Raw genomic sequence first — 16,961 nt, forward strand, 5'->3', positions numbered from 1 at the left:
GAATATTCACAATAAAAAATCTGAAGCTCACTATGGTATGACGCAGATTAAACAAGCGAGAAAAACCATGCGTATTCCTGTGAATGCTATCGTATTTGAAGATTTTGAAACCCTCGACATTATGGGTCCTGTTGAATTGTTTGGCTTGCTGCACGAACATTATCAAGTCCAGTTTTATAGCCTGAATGGCGGTCTGGTTTCCAATAAACATGGTGTTTGTATCCAGACCAAATCCTTTAGCGAAATGCACGTGAATGACCAAAGTATTCTGCTCGTTCCAGGCGGTATCGTGACTTTTGAATTAATCAAAAATCAACAGTTTCTTGATCAACTCAAAACTTTAGCGGCTCAAAGTAAACACGTGCTTACCATTTGTACAGGCAGTTCATTGCTTGCAGCGACAGGTCTTTTAAATGGTGTTAAGGCAACATCGAATAAAATGGCATTTGAATTTGTACAAAAACTCAATGACCAAGTGTTGTGGCAAGCCCAAGCCCGTTGGGTAATTGATGGGAAATTCTATACTTCATCAGGTGTAAGTGCTGGTATGGATATGACCCTTGCCTTCATCCATGACACACAGAGTGAAAAAGTTGCCCAGCTTTGTGCCGAAGAGGCCGAATATATCTGGAATAGCAATCCAAACATTGATCCCTTTTGTAAAGTAAAAGCAGGCTGATTAACGGCTGAATATGAAGATTTATTTATTATCGCTCGCGGTTGGCGTATTGGTCGGTGTGCTGTATTACCTACTGGATGTTAAAGCTCCTGCACCGCCCATTGTGGCATTACTGGGTTTATTGGGCATCGTGATTGGTGAACAATTACTCCCTTTTATTCGACTCTATCTTTCTTAACAAGATAAGCTTTATTCCATCTCCCATAAAAATGAGTGGCCTAAAACCACTCATTTTGATCAAACTCTTTTCACAGACTCAATCAATTCTGACATCGAAGCCTAGATTTTCTGCAATCATCAGCGTTTGATCAAGATTAATAATCGCCTCTTTAATTTGAGTCTCTTTCGGATCTAAATTACTCAAATCACTACCTCTTAAATCACACTCGGTAAAATCTGCGCGGTGTAGCCATGCACCAGAGAGATCACTCTCTCTAATCGAACTTCCATGGCAACGCGCTCCAGTCAAATCAGCTTCTCTTAAACGGGTTCTCAAAAAAGAAGCTTTCTCTAAATCCGCGCCTGGTAATCCAACAAAAGCCCAATCACTGTCCTCAACCCGCATATGGTGAAACTGACAATCGCTAAACATGCTACCAACCAACTTGCAGTCGGTAAATTTGCTATCAAAGAAATTGCAGAAATAGAAAGTACAATTTAAAAACGCACTATGCTGATGAACCGATGCATTAAAACGTGCTCGTCGAAAAGTACATTCATTAAAAATCGCACCTGTACTTTGAGCTTCTGACAGATCTAAGTCTACAAATAGCGTCCGCTCATATTTTTGATTATTGAGTACTTGTCCGTACCAATCCAAGCTAGTAATGGTTTCTGTTGTTTTCGGTGCTGCTGCACCATATTTTCTTTCCGCCATGATGTTCAATTTTTATTTTCGAACACATCAAAATATGTCATACATTCAATTTTGTACATATTTTTCTCATGACCTATTTATCTCAATTTTAAATATTAAAAGAGCAGCTTTGCTACTCTTTTAATAAAGATATAAAGCTTACTTATTCCATATGTTCAATAATCGCTTGTCCGAATTCAGAACAACGTAATAAGGTTGCATTTGGCATTAAACGCTCAAAGTCGTACGTCACGGTCTTGGCTGAAATTGCACCCGAAACACCTTGAATAATTAGATCCGCAGCTTCAACCCAGCCCATATCACGCAACATCATTTCGGCAGAGAGAATAATCGAGCCTGGATTGACCTTATCTTGCCCCGCATACTTCGGTGCAGTGCCATGTGTTGCTTCATAAACTGCTATTGCACCACCAATATTCGCACCCGGCGCAATCCCTATGCCGCCCACTTCTGCTGCAAGTGCATCAGAAATATAGTCACCATTTAAGTTCAGTGTCGCAATCACGGAATAATCGGCTGGACGCATTAAAATTTGCTGTAAGAATGCATCGGCAATCACATCTTTAATAATAATGTCTTTACCCGTTTTCGGATTTTTAATTTTTACCCAAGGCCCACCATCCAGCAGTTGCCCACCAAAACGCTCCATCGCAAGTTCATAGCCCCACTCTTTAAATGCACCTTCGGTGTATTTCATGATGTTGCCTTTGTGTACTAGCGTCACAGAAGGTTTATCATTATCAATCGCAAACTGAATGGCTTTACGCACCAGACGTTGGGTTCCTTCTTTAGAAACAGGCTTAATGCCGATACCACAATCTTTAGGGAATCGGATTTTGGTCACCCCCATTTCTTCTTGCAAAAATTTAATGACTTTTTTCGCTTCTGGAGAATCGGCCTTCCATTCAATCCCCGCATAGATATCTTCTGAGTTTTCACGGAAAATCACCATATCCGTGAGTTCTGGATGTTGCACAGGTGAAGGCACACCTTCAAACCAACGTACTGGACGCACACAGACATATAGATCGAGTTCTTGGCGCAATGCAACATTCAAAGAACGAATACCGCCTCCAACAGGTGTAGTCAAAGGGCCTTTTATTGATATAATAAACTCGCGTAAAGCATCAAAAGTTTCTTCTGGCATATAATTGCCATAAATTTTATCTGCTTTTTCGCCGCAGTAGACTTCCATCCATTCGATTGAACGTTTGCCACCGTAAGCTTTTAGCACGGCGGCATCTACTACTGCCTTCATTGCTGGTGTAATATCCACACCAATACCATCACCTTCAATAAAAGGGATGATTGGACGATTTGGAACATTCAATGACAGGTCTGCATTTACTGTGATTTTGTCTCCATCAGCAGGAACCACAATCTTCTGATAACCCATTTTGTAGGTTCTCCCTCATGTATTTAGCGATTATCTCTATGCCTTCTATGGCATACTTTCGTTTTTTATTGCATGAAACAGTTTAGTTCAAAACAGGTTTTTTTTGAGATTTATACGGGAAATAACAACATTTCTCCATTAAATAGAAACCTTTATTGTTATGATGCCGCCCATAGCCAAAGTAGTATATCCATATGAAAGTAGTCGTATTTAACAAACCTTTTGACGTTTTGTCACAGTTTCGCGAAGATGAAAAACATTTAACAGTTTCAAGTTTTATTAAAGATCCTGAACTTCGTATTGCAGGACGTCTAGATTTAGACTCTGAAGGTTTAATGTTTCTTACTGATCATGGTGGTTTAAATCAATTCATCACCCATCCTGATAATAAGAAATATAAAACTTATCTTGCTCAAGTTGATGGTGATGTCACAGAAGAAGCAATTGAAAAACTGCAAAAGGGCGTTGAACTTGCAGATGGTATGACTTTGCCTGCCAAAGCGCGTAAAGTTGAACAACCTGAATGGCTATGGGAACGTAACCCACCAGTACGTTATCGTGCAAATATTCCAACGACTTGGATCGAACTACAAATCTGCGAAGGTCGTAATCGTCAAGTACGTCGTATGACAGCGGCTGTGGGTTTCCCGACTTTACGTCTGATTCGTACGCAAATTGGTAGCATTGATCTCGTCAAACTGGGTTTACAGCCAGGTGAACAACTCGAAATCGAACCTTTACTTTATCCAGACTTTAAAGACGTTCCGGCAGACAAGCCTTATGAAGGTCGTTCTTTCGCGAAAAAATCGAATAATAAACCGCATTTTTCTCGTGCCAAAGATAAAGCACGTGAAGAAAGAGGTGAAAAACCATTTAAAGGTAAGAAAAAAGCTGGCGGTGGTACAACCCGTATTTGGCAAACTGATGATACAGATAAACCACGTCGTAAGACCAATGGTACAACGCGTCCAAATACCAAAGCACCACGCGGACGTAGTCGTAACGGTCGTTAAAATCTAAATTGAGCGCATAAAAAAGCCGATATTTTCATATCGGCTTTTTTATATCACCGACAATGTTGTCGGTGATATATCAACAATTACAGTGACGCAAGTGTCGTATTAAATGTCGCACTTGGACGCATTACCGCATTTACTTTCGCTGGATCGATTGCATAGTAACCACCGATATCAGCAGCTTGACCTTGTACTTGAGCAAGCTCTGCAACAATCTTCTGTTCGTTTTCAGCAAGTGATTTTGCAAGCGGAGCAAATTTCGTTTTTAACTCAGCATCTTCGTCTTGAGCAGCCAATGCTTCAGCCCAATACAATGCCAAGTAGTAGTGACTACCACGGTTATCTAACTCACCTGTACGACGTGATGGCGATTTGTCGTTATCCAACAATTTTCCTGTCGCTTGATCAAGTGTCTTAGCAAGTAATTTCGCACGGTTATTGTCTTCTTTAATACCAAGCTCTTCTAAAGACACAGCCAATGCAAGGAACTCACCAAGAGAATCCCAACGTAAGTGGTTTTCTTCAACTAATTGCTGTACATGTTTCGGTGCTGAACCGCCCGCACCTGTTTCGTACATGCCACCGCCAGCCATTAACGGCACGATTGACAACATTTTCGCTGAAGTACCCAATTCCATAATTGGGAACAAGTCAGTTAAGTAATCACGTAAGATGTTACCCGTTACCGAAATCGTATCTAAACCACGTGCTACACGTTCAAGCGTATAACGCATTGCACGTACTTGTGACATGATTTGGATATCAAGACCAGTAGTGTCATGATCTTTCAAGTATTTTTCAACTTTCTTGATCAATTCATTCTCGTGTGGACGGTATGGGTCTAACCAGAAAATCGCAGGCATACCTGAGTTACGTGCACGTGTTACTGCAAGTTTCACCCAGTCACGAATCGGTGCGTCTTTCACCTGACACATACGCCAGATGTCGCCTTCTTCCACATTTTGGCTCATCAACACTTCACCAGTGTCTAGATCAGTAATGTTGGCAACGCCTGCTTCAGAAATTTCGAAAGTCTTGTCGTGTGAACCGTATTCTTCTGCTTTTTGCGCCATCAAACCAACGTTAGGCACAGTCCCCATAGTACGTGGGTCAAAGTTACCATTCCACTTACAGAAATTGATCATTTCTTGGTAGATACGTGCGAAAGTTGATTCAGGCATGACTGCCTTACAGTCGTAAGGTTTGCCGTCAGCACCCCACATTTTACCGCCACCACGAATCATTGCAGGCATAGAAGCATCGACAATCACATCGTTTGGTGAATGGAAGTTGGTAATACCTTTTGCAGAATCAACCATTGCAAGCGCAGGACGGTGTTCTTGGCAAGCATGTAAATCCTCAATGATTTCTTCACGTAAAGACGTCGGTAAAGTTGCGATCTTTTCATAAAGACCAGCCATACCGTTGTTTACGTTAATACCAAGTTCATCAAACAATTTGCCGTGTTTTTCAAAAGCATCTTTGTAATAGATTTTCACACAGTGACCGAATACGATCGGGTGTGACACTTTCATCATTGTTGCTTTCACGTGTAATGAGAACAAAATACCCGCTTCACGACAATCTTCAAGTTCTTTTTCATAGAAATCGCAAAGCGCTTTCTTGCTCATAAACATTGAGTCAATGATTTCGCCATCTTGAAGTGCAACTTTTGGCTTAAGCACAATGGTTTCACCAGACTTAGTGATGAGTTCCATTTTCACATTACGTGCACGGTCTAAAGTCATTGATTTTTCGCCATGGTAGAAGTCGCCTTCATCCATGTGAGAAACGTGAGTCTGTGACCACTGCTTCCACTCGCTCATTGAGTGCGGGTGTTTTTTCGCATAATTTTTTACCGCAGCTGGTGCACGACGGTCAGAGTTACCTTCACGCAATACTGGGTTTACAGCTGAACCAAGGCATTTACCATAACGCGCCTTGATTTCTTTTTCTTCTTCAGTGGTTGGGTTTTCTGGATAATCAGGAATTGCATAGCCCTTCGACTGGAGCTCTTTAATACATGAAACTAACTGAGCAACAGAAGCACTGATGTTCGGAAGTTTAATGATATTGGTATCTGGATCTTGCGTAAGACGACCTAACTCCGCAAGGTTATTGTTTACCTTTTGCTCATCTTTGAGGTAATCTGAAAATTCTGCGAGCACACGAACCGCAACTGAGATGTCACTTTTAACAATCTCAATGCCAGCAGGTTTTGTAAAGGTCTCAATGATCGGTAGTAATGAATAAGTCGCTAATAAAGGCGCCTCATCAGTCAGTGTGTAAATGATTTTTGACTTTCCACCAGCCATATATAGCCCCTTGTGTTGGATTGAGTTATGGAAAACTGCGCTTGTGGCCCAGCTCCTAGAACCGATTTGCTTGAACAAACTTGAGAGTATCAGCGTTCATCACATGCTAGTCAACGCAATATCCTGTGATAACGACATTTCGATAAAAAATACTACAAAATGATATAATAGTAGCGTTCTGGTATGTATATATGAGGCCAAGTTATGTCTTTTCAAATACAAACCACTGCCAACTTTAAATGAACGCACTGAATTGATCATTTAGCAAACAAATATGCAATTGCTTAAGCATGAGCCCTATTTTGACAGAGCTTGATGAAGATTACGTTAATTCTTTAGTGGTAAGATTAATTTAAACGCCACCCCTTCAAATCGATTTTCGACCTCAGTTGAACCTGCATGTAACTGCATAATTGAGCTCACAATAGCCAAACCCAGACCACCTGTTTGTGCTTTTTGATGTCGACTTTCATCGACCTGATAAAACCGGTCGAATAAATAAGGCAAATGCTTTTCATCAATAAAAACGCCTTCTGTCACAATCGTCATGACACAGTTTAAATCACGTTGATTTACCGCTACTGCAATCACACCGTGCTCTCGCCCATGTAAAATGGCATTACTGATTAAATTCGCAATCGCACGCTGAATTAATGCCTCATTCGCCATAATATTGAAATCATCCATGACATCCAGTTGGAGCGTCATCTGATGTTCTTCAATCAAACAATCAAAATAATCAATAACATTCCTCATCAGCTGTTTGACATTGACTGACTTTTTCTCAAGCACCTGTTCATCATGTTCAGAACGTGCAATAAACAGCATGCTTTCGATCATTTTGGTGAGTCGTTCATACTCTTCCAAATGCGAATATAGTAAATTTTCTAATTCTTCTGTTTTACGAGGTTGTGACAATAGAATCTGAGTTTGTCCCATTAAATTATTCAGTGGTGTTCTCAGTTCATGTGCAATATCTTCTGAAAATTGCGCCAGTTTCTGATAATCCTGCTGAATTTTATCCAGCATTTCATTCATCGCCTGACTCAGTTGCTGAACTTCAATATTGGTGGATTCAACTTCAATACGATGATTCAGTTTTTGCACATTAATTTTACTGGTCTCGGCAATCAAACTACGCATGGAACGGAATAAATAATGTCCCACCATAAATCCCAGAAGACTGGACAATAGAATACCTAGCCCGCTATAAAACAAGACTTTCCAAAAATATTGACTCAGGATCTGGTTCGCCCCATCCCATTGTTGTCCTGCAATCAATTGATACTGCTTATGACCATATTGGATGGATTGAAATGCAAAGCGTGTACTAGGATGCTCAACTGTATTATTGCGATACTGAATTTTATTAGAATAATTCAGTTCAGGGATTTTGATCTGTAATGGATTAATCCTAATGAGATCCTGTGCTGATTCTTTGACAATAAAAATACTATCCTCATGCCCCACCATATTTTCATAAAGCTTAGGATATTTCCCCAATATCTGAACAGTATGTGCATCGGTCAAAAAAACTTCCATTCGTTTGATCCGAGCAGCCAAGGCCTTATCTTGCTGGGTATAGACCATTTCACGAAAATTTTGATAAGACAAACCGCCAATACTGATAAAAACGACGCAGGAAATTAAGCTAAAGGCAATACTTAAGCGGGAAGCCAATGACAGTCTATTCATTATTGCCATCTTTTAAATCAACCTTATAGCCCATGCCCCTGACGGTATAAATTAACTTGGGAACAAAATGATCATCAATCTTTGCTCTTAATCGGCGTATCGCAACATCCACCACGTTGGTATCCGTATCAAAATTAATATTCCAAACCATTGAGGCAATTTGCGTTCGTGTCAGTACTTCACCACGATGTTGAATCAACAACTGTAACAACACAAACTCTTTGGCAGTTAAATCAATTTTAGTATCAGCACGATACACTTCCCGACTGAGTCGGTTTAAGCTTAAGTTTGAAATTTGATAAATTTCTTTTTCTACATTCGGTACACGGCGTAACAGGCTTTTGATCCTTGCCAAGAGTTCCACATAAGAAAATGGTTTAATTAAATAATCATCGGCCCCAAGCTCCAAACCTTTTACTCGATCTAGAACATGATCTTTTGCAGTTAGCATTAAAACTGGCATTTTCGAAAAAGTGCGTAATGTTTGCAAAACTTGCCAACCGTCCAATTGTGGCAGCATCACATCCAAAATCAGTAAATCAAAGACTTCTTGTTGCAAACGTGACAATGCCTCTATGCCATCTTTTGCAATAGCACAGGTATAACCTGATTCATTTAATCCTTTCGCTAAAAACTGCGCGATTTTAGATTCATCTTCGACAATTAAAATATGCATCCCACATCTTAACCTTGTTTATTCATTGCCAAGATTACAAATCGGTAATCCAATTGTCATCACGCCAAGATTTTTTTCTTCCTACCATGTTCTGAGGAAATAAAGATTTTTATCACCAAACATTCCTCTACTGATTTTGGAAAATTGAATATGGACAAGCTACTCATCCGTTTCGCGGTTTCATCTGTTTTACTGACTGCTGTATCTCTGAGTTACGCTCAGGACGTCAATGATGCAGGTTATTATATCTCTGCAAAAGTTGCCGCTGCTAAGCTCCAAGCCGACAATATGGAAACCAGCTTACGCCCAGGGATTGGTCAATTTATCGCGGGTAAAGATAAAAAAGATTTAACCAATACCTCATTGGGTTTCGGCTATGACTTTGGCAATGGTTGGCGTACTGAAGGTGAATATACCTTTAAAAATAATGCTGAATTTACCAGTGGTTCAAGCAACTTTCCAACCAGCCTCAATCATCATAAAGTCGATACACAACGTTTAATGTTAAATGCTTATCGTGATTTTGAAGTCATGCAAAATGTCGCTGTATACGGAAATCTTGGATTAGGTGTTGCACGTACCGAATCTTCTGGCTGGCAAGGTAATTCCTCTCGCCAATACCTTTCAAATACCGAAACCCAACTGGTGTATAGCATTGGTGCAGGGACTAGTTATAAAGCAATTGATAACCTTAAGCTTGATTTGGGCTACCGTTATATAGACTTGGGTAAAGCCGATAGCGGGTTAAATAACTTTGCCAATGCGCGTAGTTTGCAAGATGAGCAAATGAAAGCACATCTATATTCAAGCGAGTTCTATCTAGGCGCAAGATATTCATTCTAAAACAGCATTAAAAAAGCACTGATCAACAGTGCTTTTTTGCGCTCCTATCTCATGCCCATGCATTGCCCTCACCACAACTGATGGCAATACACACGAAAACATTGATCAAGAAAGGTGGAATATTGTTATGTATAAAAATCTATTCGCCATCGCCGCACTATCGGCTTCAAGCAGCTTGTTTGCAGCAGCACCCAATCCATTGAGTGTGCATGTTCTCAATCAGCAAAATGGTCTACCTGCTGCTGATGTCACCGTTGTGCTCGAAGCACAACAAAAAAACCAGTGGATCGAAATCAATCAGGCCAAAACTGATCAGAATGGACGAATTACTGCCCTTTATCCGACGCAACAGCAATTAAAGTCGGGTATTTATAAAGTGACGTTTAAAACAGGTGACTGGTATAAAGTGCAAAAGCAAAGCAGCTTTTTTCCTGAAATTCCTGTTATTTTTGAAGTTGATGGAACCTTACCGCACTATCACATTCCATTACTGCTCAGCCCCTATGGTTATTCGACTTATCGAGGCAGCTAATAAAAAGGACGCTCATAGCGTCCTTTTTATCAAGTTCTAACCCTTCAACCAACGGTCAACTTTTTGCTGGTCTGCAACTTTGAGCTCAACTGTTGTCAGTGTGTTTTCACCCGCTTGCAGTTCCAGTTGTAATAACTCATCGCGACGGAATGCATAAACCGTAAAGCTGCCTTGTTGCTTTGCATACTTCGCTAAAAGTTTTTCTGATGCTTTGATACCATCAATCGCGATAATGACATCATTCGCCGACAAGCCCGCTTGAGCTGCGGCACTGTCACGACGAAGCTGTTGCACCACCACACCTTCCGCTTTATCAACGACTTTTAAGCCAAAAGGCAAAGCCTTATCATCTTTGACGCTATAACTTAAACCAAATTCAGGGAATAGTTGATCGAGTGGTAATTCATCCGTGGTATTAATCAAATGATTGATTTGCTCGATCCAGTTATCACCTGTCAATTCATGACATAATTCAAAAATGGTGCGATCATTGACCTGAATGCCGTTTTGGGTATTTTCATACAAACGACGCATCAAAGCATCTAAGTTGGATCCACGCAAACGTAAGCCCAAATCAAGACAAAGTGCCACTAAACTGCCTTTGTTATAGTAACTGGTGCCTGCATTATTTGAGTTTTCATCCTGACGATAGAACTTAATCCATGCATCAAAACTCGACTCTGAAACCGATTGAATCAAACGTCCTGGATTTTGTAAGTAACGATCAATTTGCGCTTTCAGTAATTCTAGATAAGACTTCTGCGAAATCACACCACTGCGCAATAAAATCAAATCATCGTAATAAGAAGTAAAACCTTCAAAAATCCAAAGTAAGCTGGTATATGCTTCTTTATGCAAATCATAATTGGCAAAATTTTCAGGACGAATAAATTTCACTAACCATGAATGAAAATACTCATGGCTGCAAAGACCTAAAAAGCGTTGATAATCCTTAGAAGGCTCTTCTGTTTCATCTGCCTTCGGTAAATCATCACGTGGTGTAATTAAACTGGTACTGTTGCAGTGTTCCAAACCGCCATAACTATTGCCTGTGGCCATGGTCATAAAGGTATAGTTTTGGAATGGTGCTGAACCAAACATATTGATTTCAGTCTGGCAGATCTTTTGAATGTCTGCCTCTAAACGCGACAAATTGGTCGTGTGCTTCCCTGAGATTACAAACTCATGTGGAATACCGTTTGCGTCAAAACTAAAACGACTTTGCTCTGCCAATTCAAATGGACTATCAATCAGTTGATCATAGTTTTCTGCTTTTAAGGTGAAACGCCCCTTTACCAAGCTTTTTGAAGGCAAACCTGTTGCGATTTGAAAATGTTTTAATTCATCAGGTAAGAATAGTTCAAGCTCACATGCTGCTTGTTCTTGATCTATTAGCCCTAAACAAACACATGCAGGATTAACATATAACCGTGTTTGATCGACATAGGCGCCACGTACAGACAAATCATAGGCATAGACATCGTATTCAACCGTAATCAGTTCGTGATCGGTATTGAATAAACGCCAACGATTTTTTTCTGTTTTTTTAATGGTCAGTAAACGTCCAGCTTCATCAGACGCTTTAACCGATTCAATATGTTTTGAAAATTCTCGAATCAAATAACTACCGGGAATCCAAGTCGGTAGCCAAAGTTCTTGATTGGGATTTGCAAGAAAACGAAGTGTGACATGAATCAGGTGCTGGCGATAATCGTCGAACTCAATTTGGTAGTGCAACATAATTTTTAATCATGAAAATAGGAACAATTTCACACAGCTTAGCATTTTTTTACAAAGTCATGCGTAGATGTCGTAATTGTCAGCAAAAGTTGCTGGATTCTTCAACAAAAAAGTCATAGCATTCTTGTCTCGCATTCTGGGCCATCGGATCGGCAATACAAGGTATTCACGTGAAATTTCTCCTCTCCCTCTTTACGTTGTTTAGTCTCGTCTGTGCAAACCTTGCACATGCAAATTTACTCAACATCGCCCCTGAAACAGTTGAAGCACAAGCATGGTCGGTGATTGATGCTCAATCAGGACAAATCATTGCTGAACACAATAGCCACGTTCAACGTGCACCTGCTTCTTTAACCAAAATGATGGTTGCCTATATCGCATTAAAAGAGATCGAAGCTGGTAAATTACGTAAAGAAGAAGTACTGACTGCTACACCTGTGGTCAGCACAGTAATGTGGGATGAGTCACAGATGTACCTGAAAGCTGGCGAACAGATTTCTGTGGATCAGCTGTTGGCTGGTTTAATTGTGATGTCTGCCAATGATGCGGCGGTTACCCTTGCTGAAAAAATTTCAGGCGGTGTGCCGCAGTTCGTTGCTCGTATGAACCAAGAAGCACAAGCACTTGGCATGAAAGATACACATTTCAGCAACCCTGCTGGGATTACCATGACCGATCACTATTCAACAGCTGCAGATTTAAGCCTACTTGCAAAAGCGATCGTGAAGGAAACGCCTGAATATTTATATTATTCAAAAATGCCAAGTTTTAGTTATAACCAACGCTTCCATCATGCAACTAATCTTGCATTAAAAATGGATCCAACAGCAGATGGCCTAAAAACGGGTTATACCAAAGCAGCAGGCTACAATCTTGCATTAACAGCAGAGCGTCCGACGTTTAATCCACATGTTGAAAAGCGTCGTTTGATTGTTGTGGTATTAGGTACACCTAGCGCAGTAAAACGTGCTGAAGTGGCGCATAAACTTATGAACTTAGCCTATACCTATACCCGTGATGAAGAAGTTATTCCAAAACAAAGATTAATCGCGGAACTTCCTGTAATTAAATCAACCTTGAAAATGTTTAAAGTGGAAACACAGCAGCCCACGATTGTGACCACCTCACTTTACGGCCAAGCAGCACCAATTGATTTAAATAGCTTTGATTTATTGACACAACGTATTCATTTGATCGATGCAAACCAACAGATCACGACCGTTGAACCGCTACAAACCACCAATACACATATCAATATTCAGCTCAATGAACAACATTTAACTGCCCCTTTGACACAGGTCATGAATTTGGCAACGGTATCGATTTATCAAAATAATCAGTTGATTCGTAGTTTACAAATTGAGAATGATGTCCAAATTGAAGAAGCCAATATTTTCCAGAAAATTATGATTTGGTTTTCTAACTTGTTCTCTTTTTTCTCTACCAGTGATAGTAAAGCTGCCAAACTTTATCCATTAAATCAAGGGTAAAAAACCAACTATTTTTATCAAGATTACACATACATTGTTGAAAAAAGGATGGCATAATCCAGCCATCCTTTCACAAAAACAATTAGGTTAATCATGAGCAAAACCTTACATCATATCGTGATTGTGGGCGGTGGCGCAGGTGGTTTAGAACTTGCGACACAACTAGGTGAACGTTTTGGTAAAAGACAGAAAGCAAGAATTACGCTAGTCGATCAAAACCTCACTCACATTTGGAAGCCTCTCCTACATGAAATTGCTGCAGGCTCGCTAAATCCTCACGAAGAACAAACCAATTATTTTGCTCACGCAGAAAAACATCATTTTGAGTTCGTACTTGGAACCTTAATCGATGTAAACAAAGATCAAAAACAAATTACGCTTTCACCCCCGCAACTTTCTAAAGAACACACCCCACTCACACAGAACCTCAGCTACGATACACTTGTGCTAGCCGTAGGTTCGGTATCGAATGACTTTGGTACAGAAGGTGTGCGCGAACATTGTCATTTCCTTGATAGCCGTCAACAAGCAGACATCTTCCAACAAGATTTATTTCATCTTTATATCGAAGCACAAAACCAACCTACCGAACGCGCTCTAAATATTGGTATCGTTGGGGCTGGTGCAACAGGTGTAGAGCTGGCGGCAGAACTGATTGAAACCACGAAAAACTTTTACCGTTACGGTTTAAAGAAAATTGATCCGAAGCAGGTCAAAATTACCCTAATTGAAGCTTCTGATCGCATTCTCCCTGCACTGACTGAAAAAACGGCTGCACATAGTGCCAAGCAACTCAAGAAAATGGGCATTGAAATTCTGACCCAACATAAAGTGCAAAAAGTCGATGAATCAAATGTCTATTTTAGTAATGGCAGTGTCTTGCACTCAGATATTACGGTTTGGGCAGCAGGCGTCAAAGCACCGAAAGTTCTAGAGTCATTTACTGATTTCAAACGTGACAAGATTAATCGTTTAATGGTGTATGCAACACTACAGACTTATTCTGACCCCAATGTATTTGCCTTTGGTGATTGCGCCAACTGTCAATTAGATGCGCGCCAGCCTCCTCTAGGTCCACGTGCACAAGTGGCAAGTCAGCAAGCAACATTTCTGGTCGATGCAATGGCAGCACGTCTGTCAGGTTCTCCACAACCAATGTTTAGCTTTAATGAGAAAGGGTCTCTGGTGTCATTAAGCCATAATCAAGCTGTAGGCGAGTTGTTGGGTGATGTTAGCGTACAGGGCTTTATTGCAAAAACCATGTATGTATCGTTATACCGATTGCATCAAGCCAATATTCATGGCTATACCCAAGCAGGTATGCTCACCATGAAAGATTTTCTGACACGTCGCGTACGTCCAAAAATTAAACTGTATTGAGTTGAAATTTGATTTTTCGTCTCAATATTTAACTAAATCGTTTCAAAAAGTGGAAAATAGTCAACAAAATCTATTTTTCACTTTATGATATACAGCTAAAACTATTGATGACATGGATTCAAAACATGACTGCTATTGCACTTAACCACGTGGTTTCATTCCACTACACTTTAACAAACGCTGAGGGTGAAACACTTGATCAATCTCAAGGTGAACCACTTGCATATTTGCACGGCGCAGGCAACATCATTCCTGGTTTAGAAAATGCACTTACAGGTAAAACTGTAGGCGAAAAATTCACTGTAAACGTTCCAGCTGCTGAAGGTTATGGCGAATACAACCCTGACCTCGTTCAAGAAGTTCCAGCTCAAATGTTCCAAGGTGTGGACAACATCCAACCTGGTATGCAATTCCAAGCTCAAACTGATGATGGCGTTCAAATCGTAACTGTTAAAGCGATTGAAGGCGACAACATCATCGTTGATGCGAACTTCCCACTTGCTGGCCAAGATCTTACTTTTGAAGTAGAAATCGTAGAAATCCGTGATGCTTCTCAAGAAGAATTAGATCATGGTCACGTTCACGGTGCAGGTGGTCACCACCACTAATTCATTTTTGAATTAGATGGAAAAAGCAAAGCTTCGGCTTTGCTTTTTTATTGCCAAGTACTTTTCCAAAATCGGAAAATCGCTTAACGTTATTCAACTTTCGATTTTAATCCACAGCTATGTCTCAGACCTATCAACTGATTTGGTTTCGCCAAGATTTAAGAATCCATGATCATGCAGCGCTTTGGCATGCGACTCAGGCAGGTCCTACAATTGCACTTGTCATTTTGTCCCCTTCGCAGTGGCAGCAACACGACGATGCAGCGATTAAAATCGAATTTTATTTACGTCAATTACAACAACTTAAACAGCAACTTGCAGACCTAAATATTCCCCTGCTGGTTCAAACCATTCCGTTTTGGAAAGATATTCCTGACTTCTTTTTACATTTAATTCAAAAACTTAATATTGAAAATATATATGCCAATATCGAACTTGGCATCAATGAACTCAAACGAGATCAGACTGTACAGCAGCAACTCAATCAACATAAAAAAGAATTGATCCTTTTCCATGATCGAACTTTATTTCCAGTAGCCTCTATCCGCAATCAATCAAACTTGCCCTATCAGGTTTTTGGTGCATTTAAGAAAACCTGCTATCAACGTTTACAACACGGTTTACCCCAATGTTATCCTTCACCAACGAAGCAGCAACCACTGTCGCTGGATATATCCGCCTTTCAACAAGATGACATCCAAACATTACAACGCGACTATATAAAACAAATCCAAGATACCAACTTTAGCCAATGGCAAGTTGGAGAAGCACATGCACTCATGCTCTTAGATCAATTTATTGATGAACGCTTAACTGACTATAAAACAGCACGGGATTTACCTGCGCTATCTGGCACCAGTCAGCTTTCAGCCTATTTAAATATTGGCATTATTTCGACTCGCCAATGCATACAAGCACTCTTTAGACAGCAACATGGACATTTTGAGATTCAGTCCGAAGGCCAACAAACATGGTTGGATGAACTACTTTGGCGTGAGTTTTATCAACACATCTTGTTTGATTTCCCCAAAGTCTCCAAACATCATCCTTTTCAATCTCATACTCAAAAGATCTGCTGGCGCGAAGATCCTATTGCTTTAAAAAAATGGCAACAAGGGCAAACAGGGATTCCGATTATAGATGCAGGTATGCGGCAAATGTTAGCCACGGGTTGGATGCATAATCGGGTACGCATGATCTGTGCCATGTTCTTAAGCAAGAACCTACTCATCGACTGGCGTAAAGGTGAACAATGGTTTATGCAGCACCTGATTGATGGTGACTTGGCTGCCAATAATGGTGGATGGCAATGGTGTGCTTCTACAGGGACAGATGCTGTTCCTTATTTCCGTGTGTTTAATCCGACGACTCAATCACAGAAGTTTGATCCTGAAGGTGAATATATCCGTCAATGGGTTCCAGAACTGGCCCATCTTGATAACAAAATGATTCATGAACCTTATGCTAGAAATCAGCCTTCAACAGTGGATTATCCTGAGCCGATGGTGGATTTAAAGGCCAGCCGCTTACGTGCAATCGAGGCATTCAAATCATCTTAGGATGGCTTACATAAATTAAAAAAATTATAAAATAAGACAATTTTTATTGTTTTGAAATACAGACTATACTGTATGTTACTGTTTATAAAATTATTTTACAAAGCGAACAACAGAAAAACTGTCGTAATAATCGTAAAATAATGCTACCTTGATCA

15 protein-coding genes are annotated in these 16,961 nt (G+C 40.3%); 9 read left to right on the plus strand and 6 right to left on the minus strand.

The genetic code is table 11. The features are described from left to right. Positions 1–67: 67 nt before the first annotated feature. Together GBI66_RS09505 and GBI66_RS09510 are read left to right on the plus strand one after the other, a co-directional pair. A complete protein-coding gene (locus tag GBI66_RS09505; protein ID WP_151715982.1) occupies positions 68–679 on the plus strand; it encodes a DJ-1/PfpI family protein in 612 nt (203 codons plus the stop codon). A gap of 13 nt (positions 680–692) precedes the next feature. Beyond that, positions 693–857, plus strand: a complete 165-nt coding sequence (locus GBI66_RS09510) for a DUF1427 family protein (RefSeq protein ID WP_005184112.1) — start codon at positions 693–695, stop codon at positions 855–857. A 78-nt stretch (positions 858–935) separates the two neighbouring features. On the opposite strand, the gene GBI66_RS09515 is transcribed toward GBI66_RS09510, so the two are convergent. Both GBI66_RS09515 and icd read right to left on the minus strand, forming a co-directional pair. Further along, the gene (locus GBI66_RS09515) at positions 936–1,556 is read right to left on the minus strand and encodes a pentapeptide repeat-containing protein (RefSeq protein WP_151715918.1); all 621 of its coding nucleotides are present in this window, start codon (positions 1,554–1,556) and stop codon (positions 936–938) included. A gap of 142 nt (positions 1,557–1,698) precedes the next feature. Continuing rightward, a complete protein-coding gene (icd, locus tag GBI66_RS09520) occupies positions 1,699–2,952 on the minus strand; it encodes an NADP-dependent isocitrate dehydrogenase (RefSeq protein ID WP_005184117.1) in 1,254 nt (417 codons plus the stop codon). A 194-nt stretch (positions 2,953–3,146) separates the two neighbouring features. Between icd and GBI66_RS09525 the strand changes: the two genes are divergently transcribed. Next, positions 3,147–3,965 carry an rRNA large subunit pseudouridine synthase E gene (locus GBI66_RS09525; RefSeq protein WP_151715919.1) on the plus strand — a complete coding sequence of 273 codons (819 nt, stop codon included), beginning with the start codon at positions 3,147–3,149 and terminating at the stop codon, positions 3,963–3,965. An 86-nt stretch (positions 3,966–4,051) separates the two neighbouring features. Here GBI66_RS09525 and GBI66_RS09530 read toward each other — a convergent pair whose 3' ends face one another. The 3 genes from GBI66_RS09530 to GBI66_RS09540 form a co-directional block, all read right to left on the minus strand. Next, positions 4,052–6,283 carry an NADP-dependent isocitrate dehydrogenase gene (locus GBI66_RS09530; RefSeq protein ID WP_151715920.1) on the minus strand — a complete coding sequence of 744 codons (2,232 nt, stop codon included), beginning with the start codon at positions 6,281–6,283 and terminating at the stop codon, positions 4,052–4,054. A 327-nt stretch (positions 6,284–6,610) separates the two neighbouring features. Next, positions 6,611–7,987 (minus strand): heavy metal sensor histidine kinase, encoded by a 1,377-nt coding sequence (locus tag GBI66_RS09535; protein WP_151715921.1) that lies wholly within the window; start codon positions 7,985–7,987, stop codon positions 6,611–6,613. Beyond that, positions 7,971–8,654, minus strand: coding sequence for a heavy metal response regulator transcription factor (locus tag GBI66_RS09540; protein WP_004801376.1), 684 nt, complete (start codon positions 8,652–8,654; stop codon positions 7,971–7,973). Before GBI66_RS09540 ends, GBI66_RS09535 begins: the two co-directional genes overlap by 17 nt. Positions 8,655–8,804: 150 nt before the next feature. On the opposite strand from GBI66_RS09540, the gene GBI66_RS09545 reads away from it, so the two are divergent. Both GBI66_RS09545 and uraH read left to right on the plus strand, forming a co-directional pair. After that, positions 8,805–9,497 (plus strand): outer membrane protein, encoded by a 693-nt coding sequence (locus GBI66_RS09545; protein ID WP_151715922.1) that lies wholly within the window; start codon positions 8,805–8,807, stop codon positions 9,495–9,497. A gap of 127 nt (positions 9,498–9,624) precedes the next feature. Next, positions 9,625–10,029 (plus strand): hydroxyisourate hydrolase, encoded by a 405-nt coding sequence (uraH, locus tag GBI66_RS09550; protein ID WP_151715923.1) that lies wholly within the window; start codon positions 9,625–9,627, stop codon positions 10,027–10,029. A 36-nt stretch (positions 10,030–10,065) separates the two neighbouring features. Here uraH and GBI66_RS09555 read toward each other — a convergent pair whose 3' ends face one another. Next, on the minus strand, positions 10,066–11,769 hold the full coding sequence (locus tag GBI66_RS09555; protein ID WP_151715924.1) for a M61 family metallopeptidase: 1,704 nt from the start codon (positions 11,767–11,769) through the stop codon (positions 10,066–10,068). Positions 11,770–11,939: 170 nt separating this feature from the next. Between GBI66_RS09555 and GBI66_RS09560 the strand changes: the two genes are divergently transcribed. From GBI66_RS09560 to GBI66_RS09575, 4 genes are all read left to right on the plus strand, one after another. Beyond that, positions 11,940–13,259, plus strand: a complete 1,320-nt coding sequence (locus tag GBI66_RS09560; RefSeq protein ID WP_151715925.1) for a D-alanyl-D-alanine carboxypeptidase PBP6B — start codon at positions 11,940–11,942, stop codon at positions 13,257–13,259. 93 nt (positions 13,260–13,352) lie between these two features. After that, a complete protein-coding gene (locus tag GBI66_RS09565) occupies positions 13,353–14,639 on the plus strand; it encodes an NAD(P)/FAD-dependent oxidoreductase (RefSeq protein ID WP_005184144.1) in 1,287 nt (428 codons plus the stop codon). Between the two features lie 125 nt (positions 14,640–14,764). After that, positions 14,765–15,247 carry a peptidylprolyl isomerase gene (locus tag GBI66_RS09570; RefSeq protein WP_004801387.1) on the plus strand — a complete coding sequence of 161 codons (483 nt, stop codon included), beginning with the start codon at positions 14,765–14,767 and terminating at the stop codon, positions 15,245–15,247. 119 nt (positions 15,248–15,366) lie between these two features. Then, positions 15,367–16,806, plus strand: coding sequence for a deoxyribodipyrimidine photo-lyase (locus GBI66_RS09575; RefSeq protein WP_151715926.1), 1,440 nt, complete (start codon positions 15,367–15,369; stop codon positions 16,804–16,806). Positions 16,807–16,961: the final 155 nt, after the last annotated feature.

Source organism: Acinetobacter sp. TUM15071 (assembly GCF_008980925.1).
Classification (GTDB): Bacteria; Pseudomonadota; Gammaproteobacteria; order Pseudomonadales; family Moraxellaceae; genus Acinetobacter; species Acinetobacter dispersus.

Coding starts and splice junctions, on each gene's coding strand:
- GBI66_RS09505 (WP_151715982.1), top strand. CDS start 68: ATGCGTATTCCTGTGAATGCTATCGTATTTGAAGATTTTGAAACCCTC.
- GBI66_RS09510 (WP_005184112.1), top strand. CDS start 693: ATGAAGATTTATTTATTATCGCTCGCGGTTGGCGTATTGGTCGGTGTG.
- GBI66_RS09515 (WP_151715918.1), bottom strand. CDS start 1,556: ATGGCGGAAAGAAAATATGGTGCAGCAGCACCGAAAACAACAGAAACC.
- icd (WP_005184117.1), bottom strand. CDS start 2,952: ATGGGTTATCAGAAGATTGTGGTTCCTGCTGATGGAGACAAAATCACA.
- GBI66_RS09525 (WP_151715919.1), top strand. CDS start 3,147: ATGAAAGTAGTCGTATTTAACAAACCTTTTGACGTTTTGTCACAGTTT.
- GBI66_RS09530 (WP_151715920.1), bottom strand. CDS start 6,283: ATGGCTGGTGGAAAGTCAAAAATCATTTACACACTGACTGATGAGGCG.
- GBI66_RS09535 (WP_151715921.1), bottom strand. CDS start 7,987: ATGGCAATAATGAATAGACTGTCATTGGCTTCCCGCTTAAGTATTGCC.
- GBI66_RS09540 (WP_004801376.1), bottom strand. CDS start 8,654: ATGCATATTTTAATTGTCGAAGATGAATCTAAAATCGCGCAGTTTTTA.
- GBI66_RS09545 (WP_151715922.1), top strand. CDS start 8,805: ATGGACAAGCTACTCATCCGTTTCGCGGTTTCATCTGTTTTACTGACT.
- uraH (WP_151715923.1), top strand. CDS start 9,625: ATGTATAAAAATCTATTCGCCATCGCCGCACTATCGGCTTCAAGCAGC.
- GBI66_RS09555 (WP_151715924.1), bottom strand. CDS start 11,769: ATGTTGCACTACCAAATTGAGTTCGACGATTATCGCCAGCACCTGATT.
- GBI66_RS09565 (WP_005184144.1), top strand. CDS start 13,353: ATGAGCAAAACCTTACATCATATCGTGATTGTGGGCGGTGGCGCAGGT.
- GBI66_RS09570 (WP_004801387.1), top strand. CDS start 14,765: ATGACTGCTATTGCACTTAACCACGTGGTTTCATTCCACTACACTTTA.
- GBI66_RS09575 (WP_151715926.1), top strand. CDS start 15,367: ATGTCTCAGACCTATCAACTGATTTGGTTTCGCCAAGATTTAAGAATC.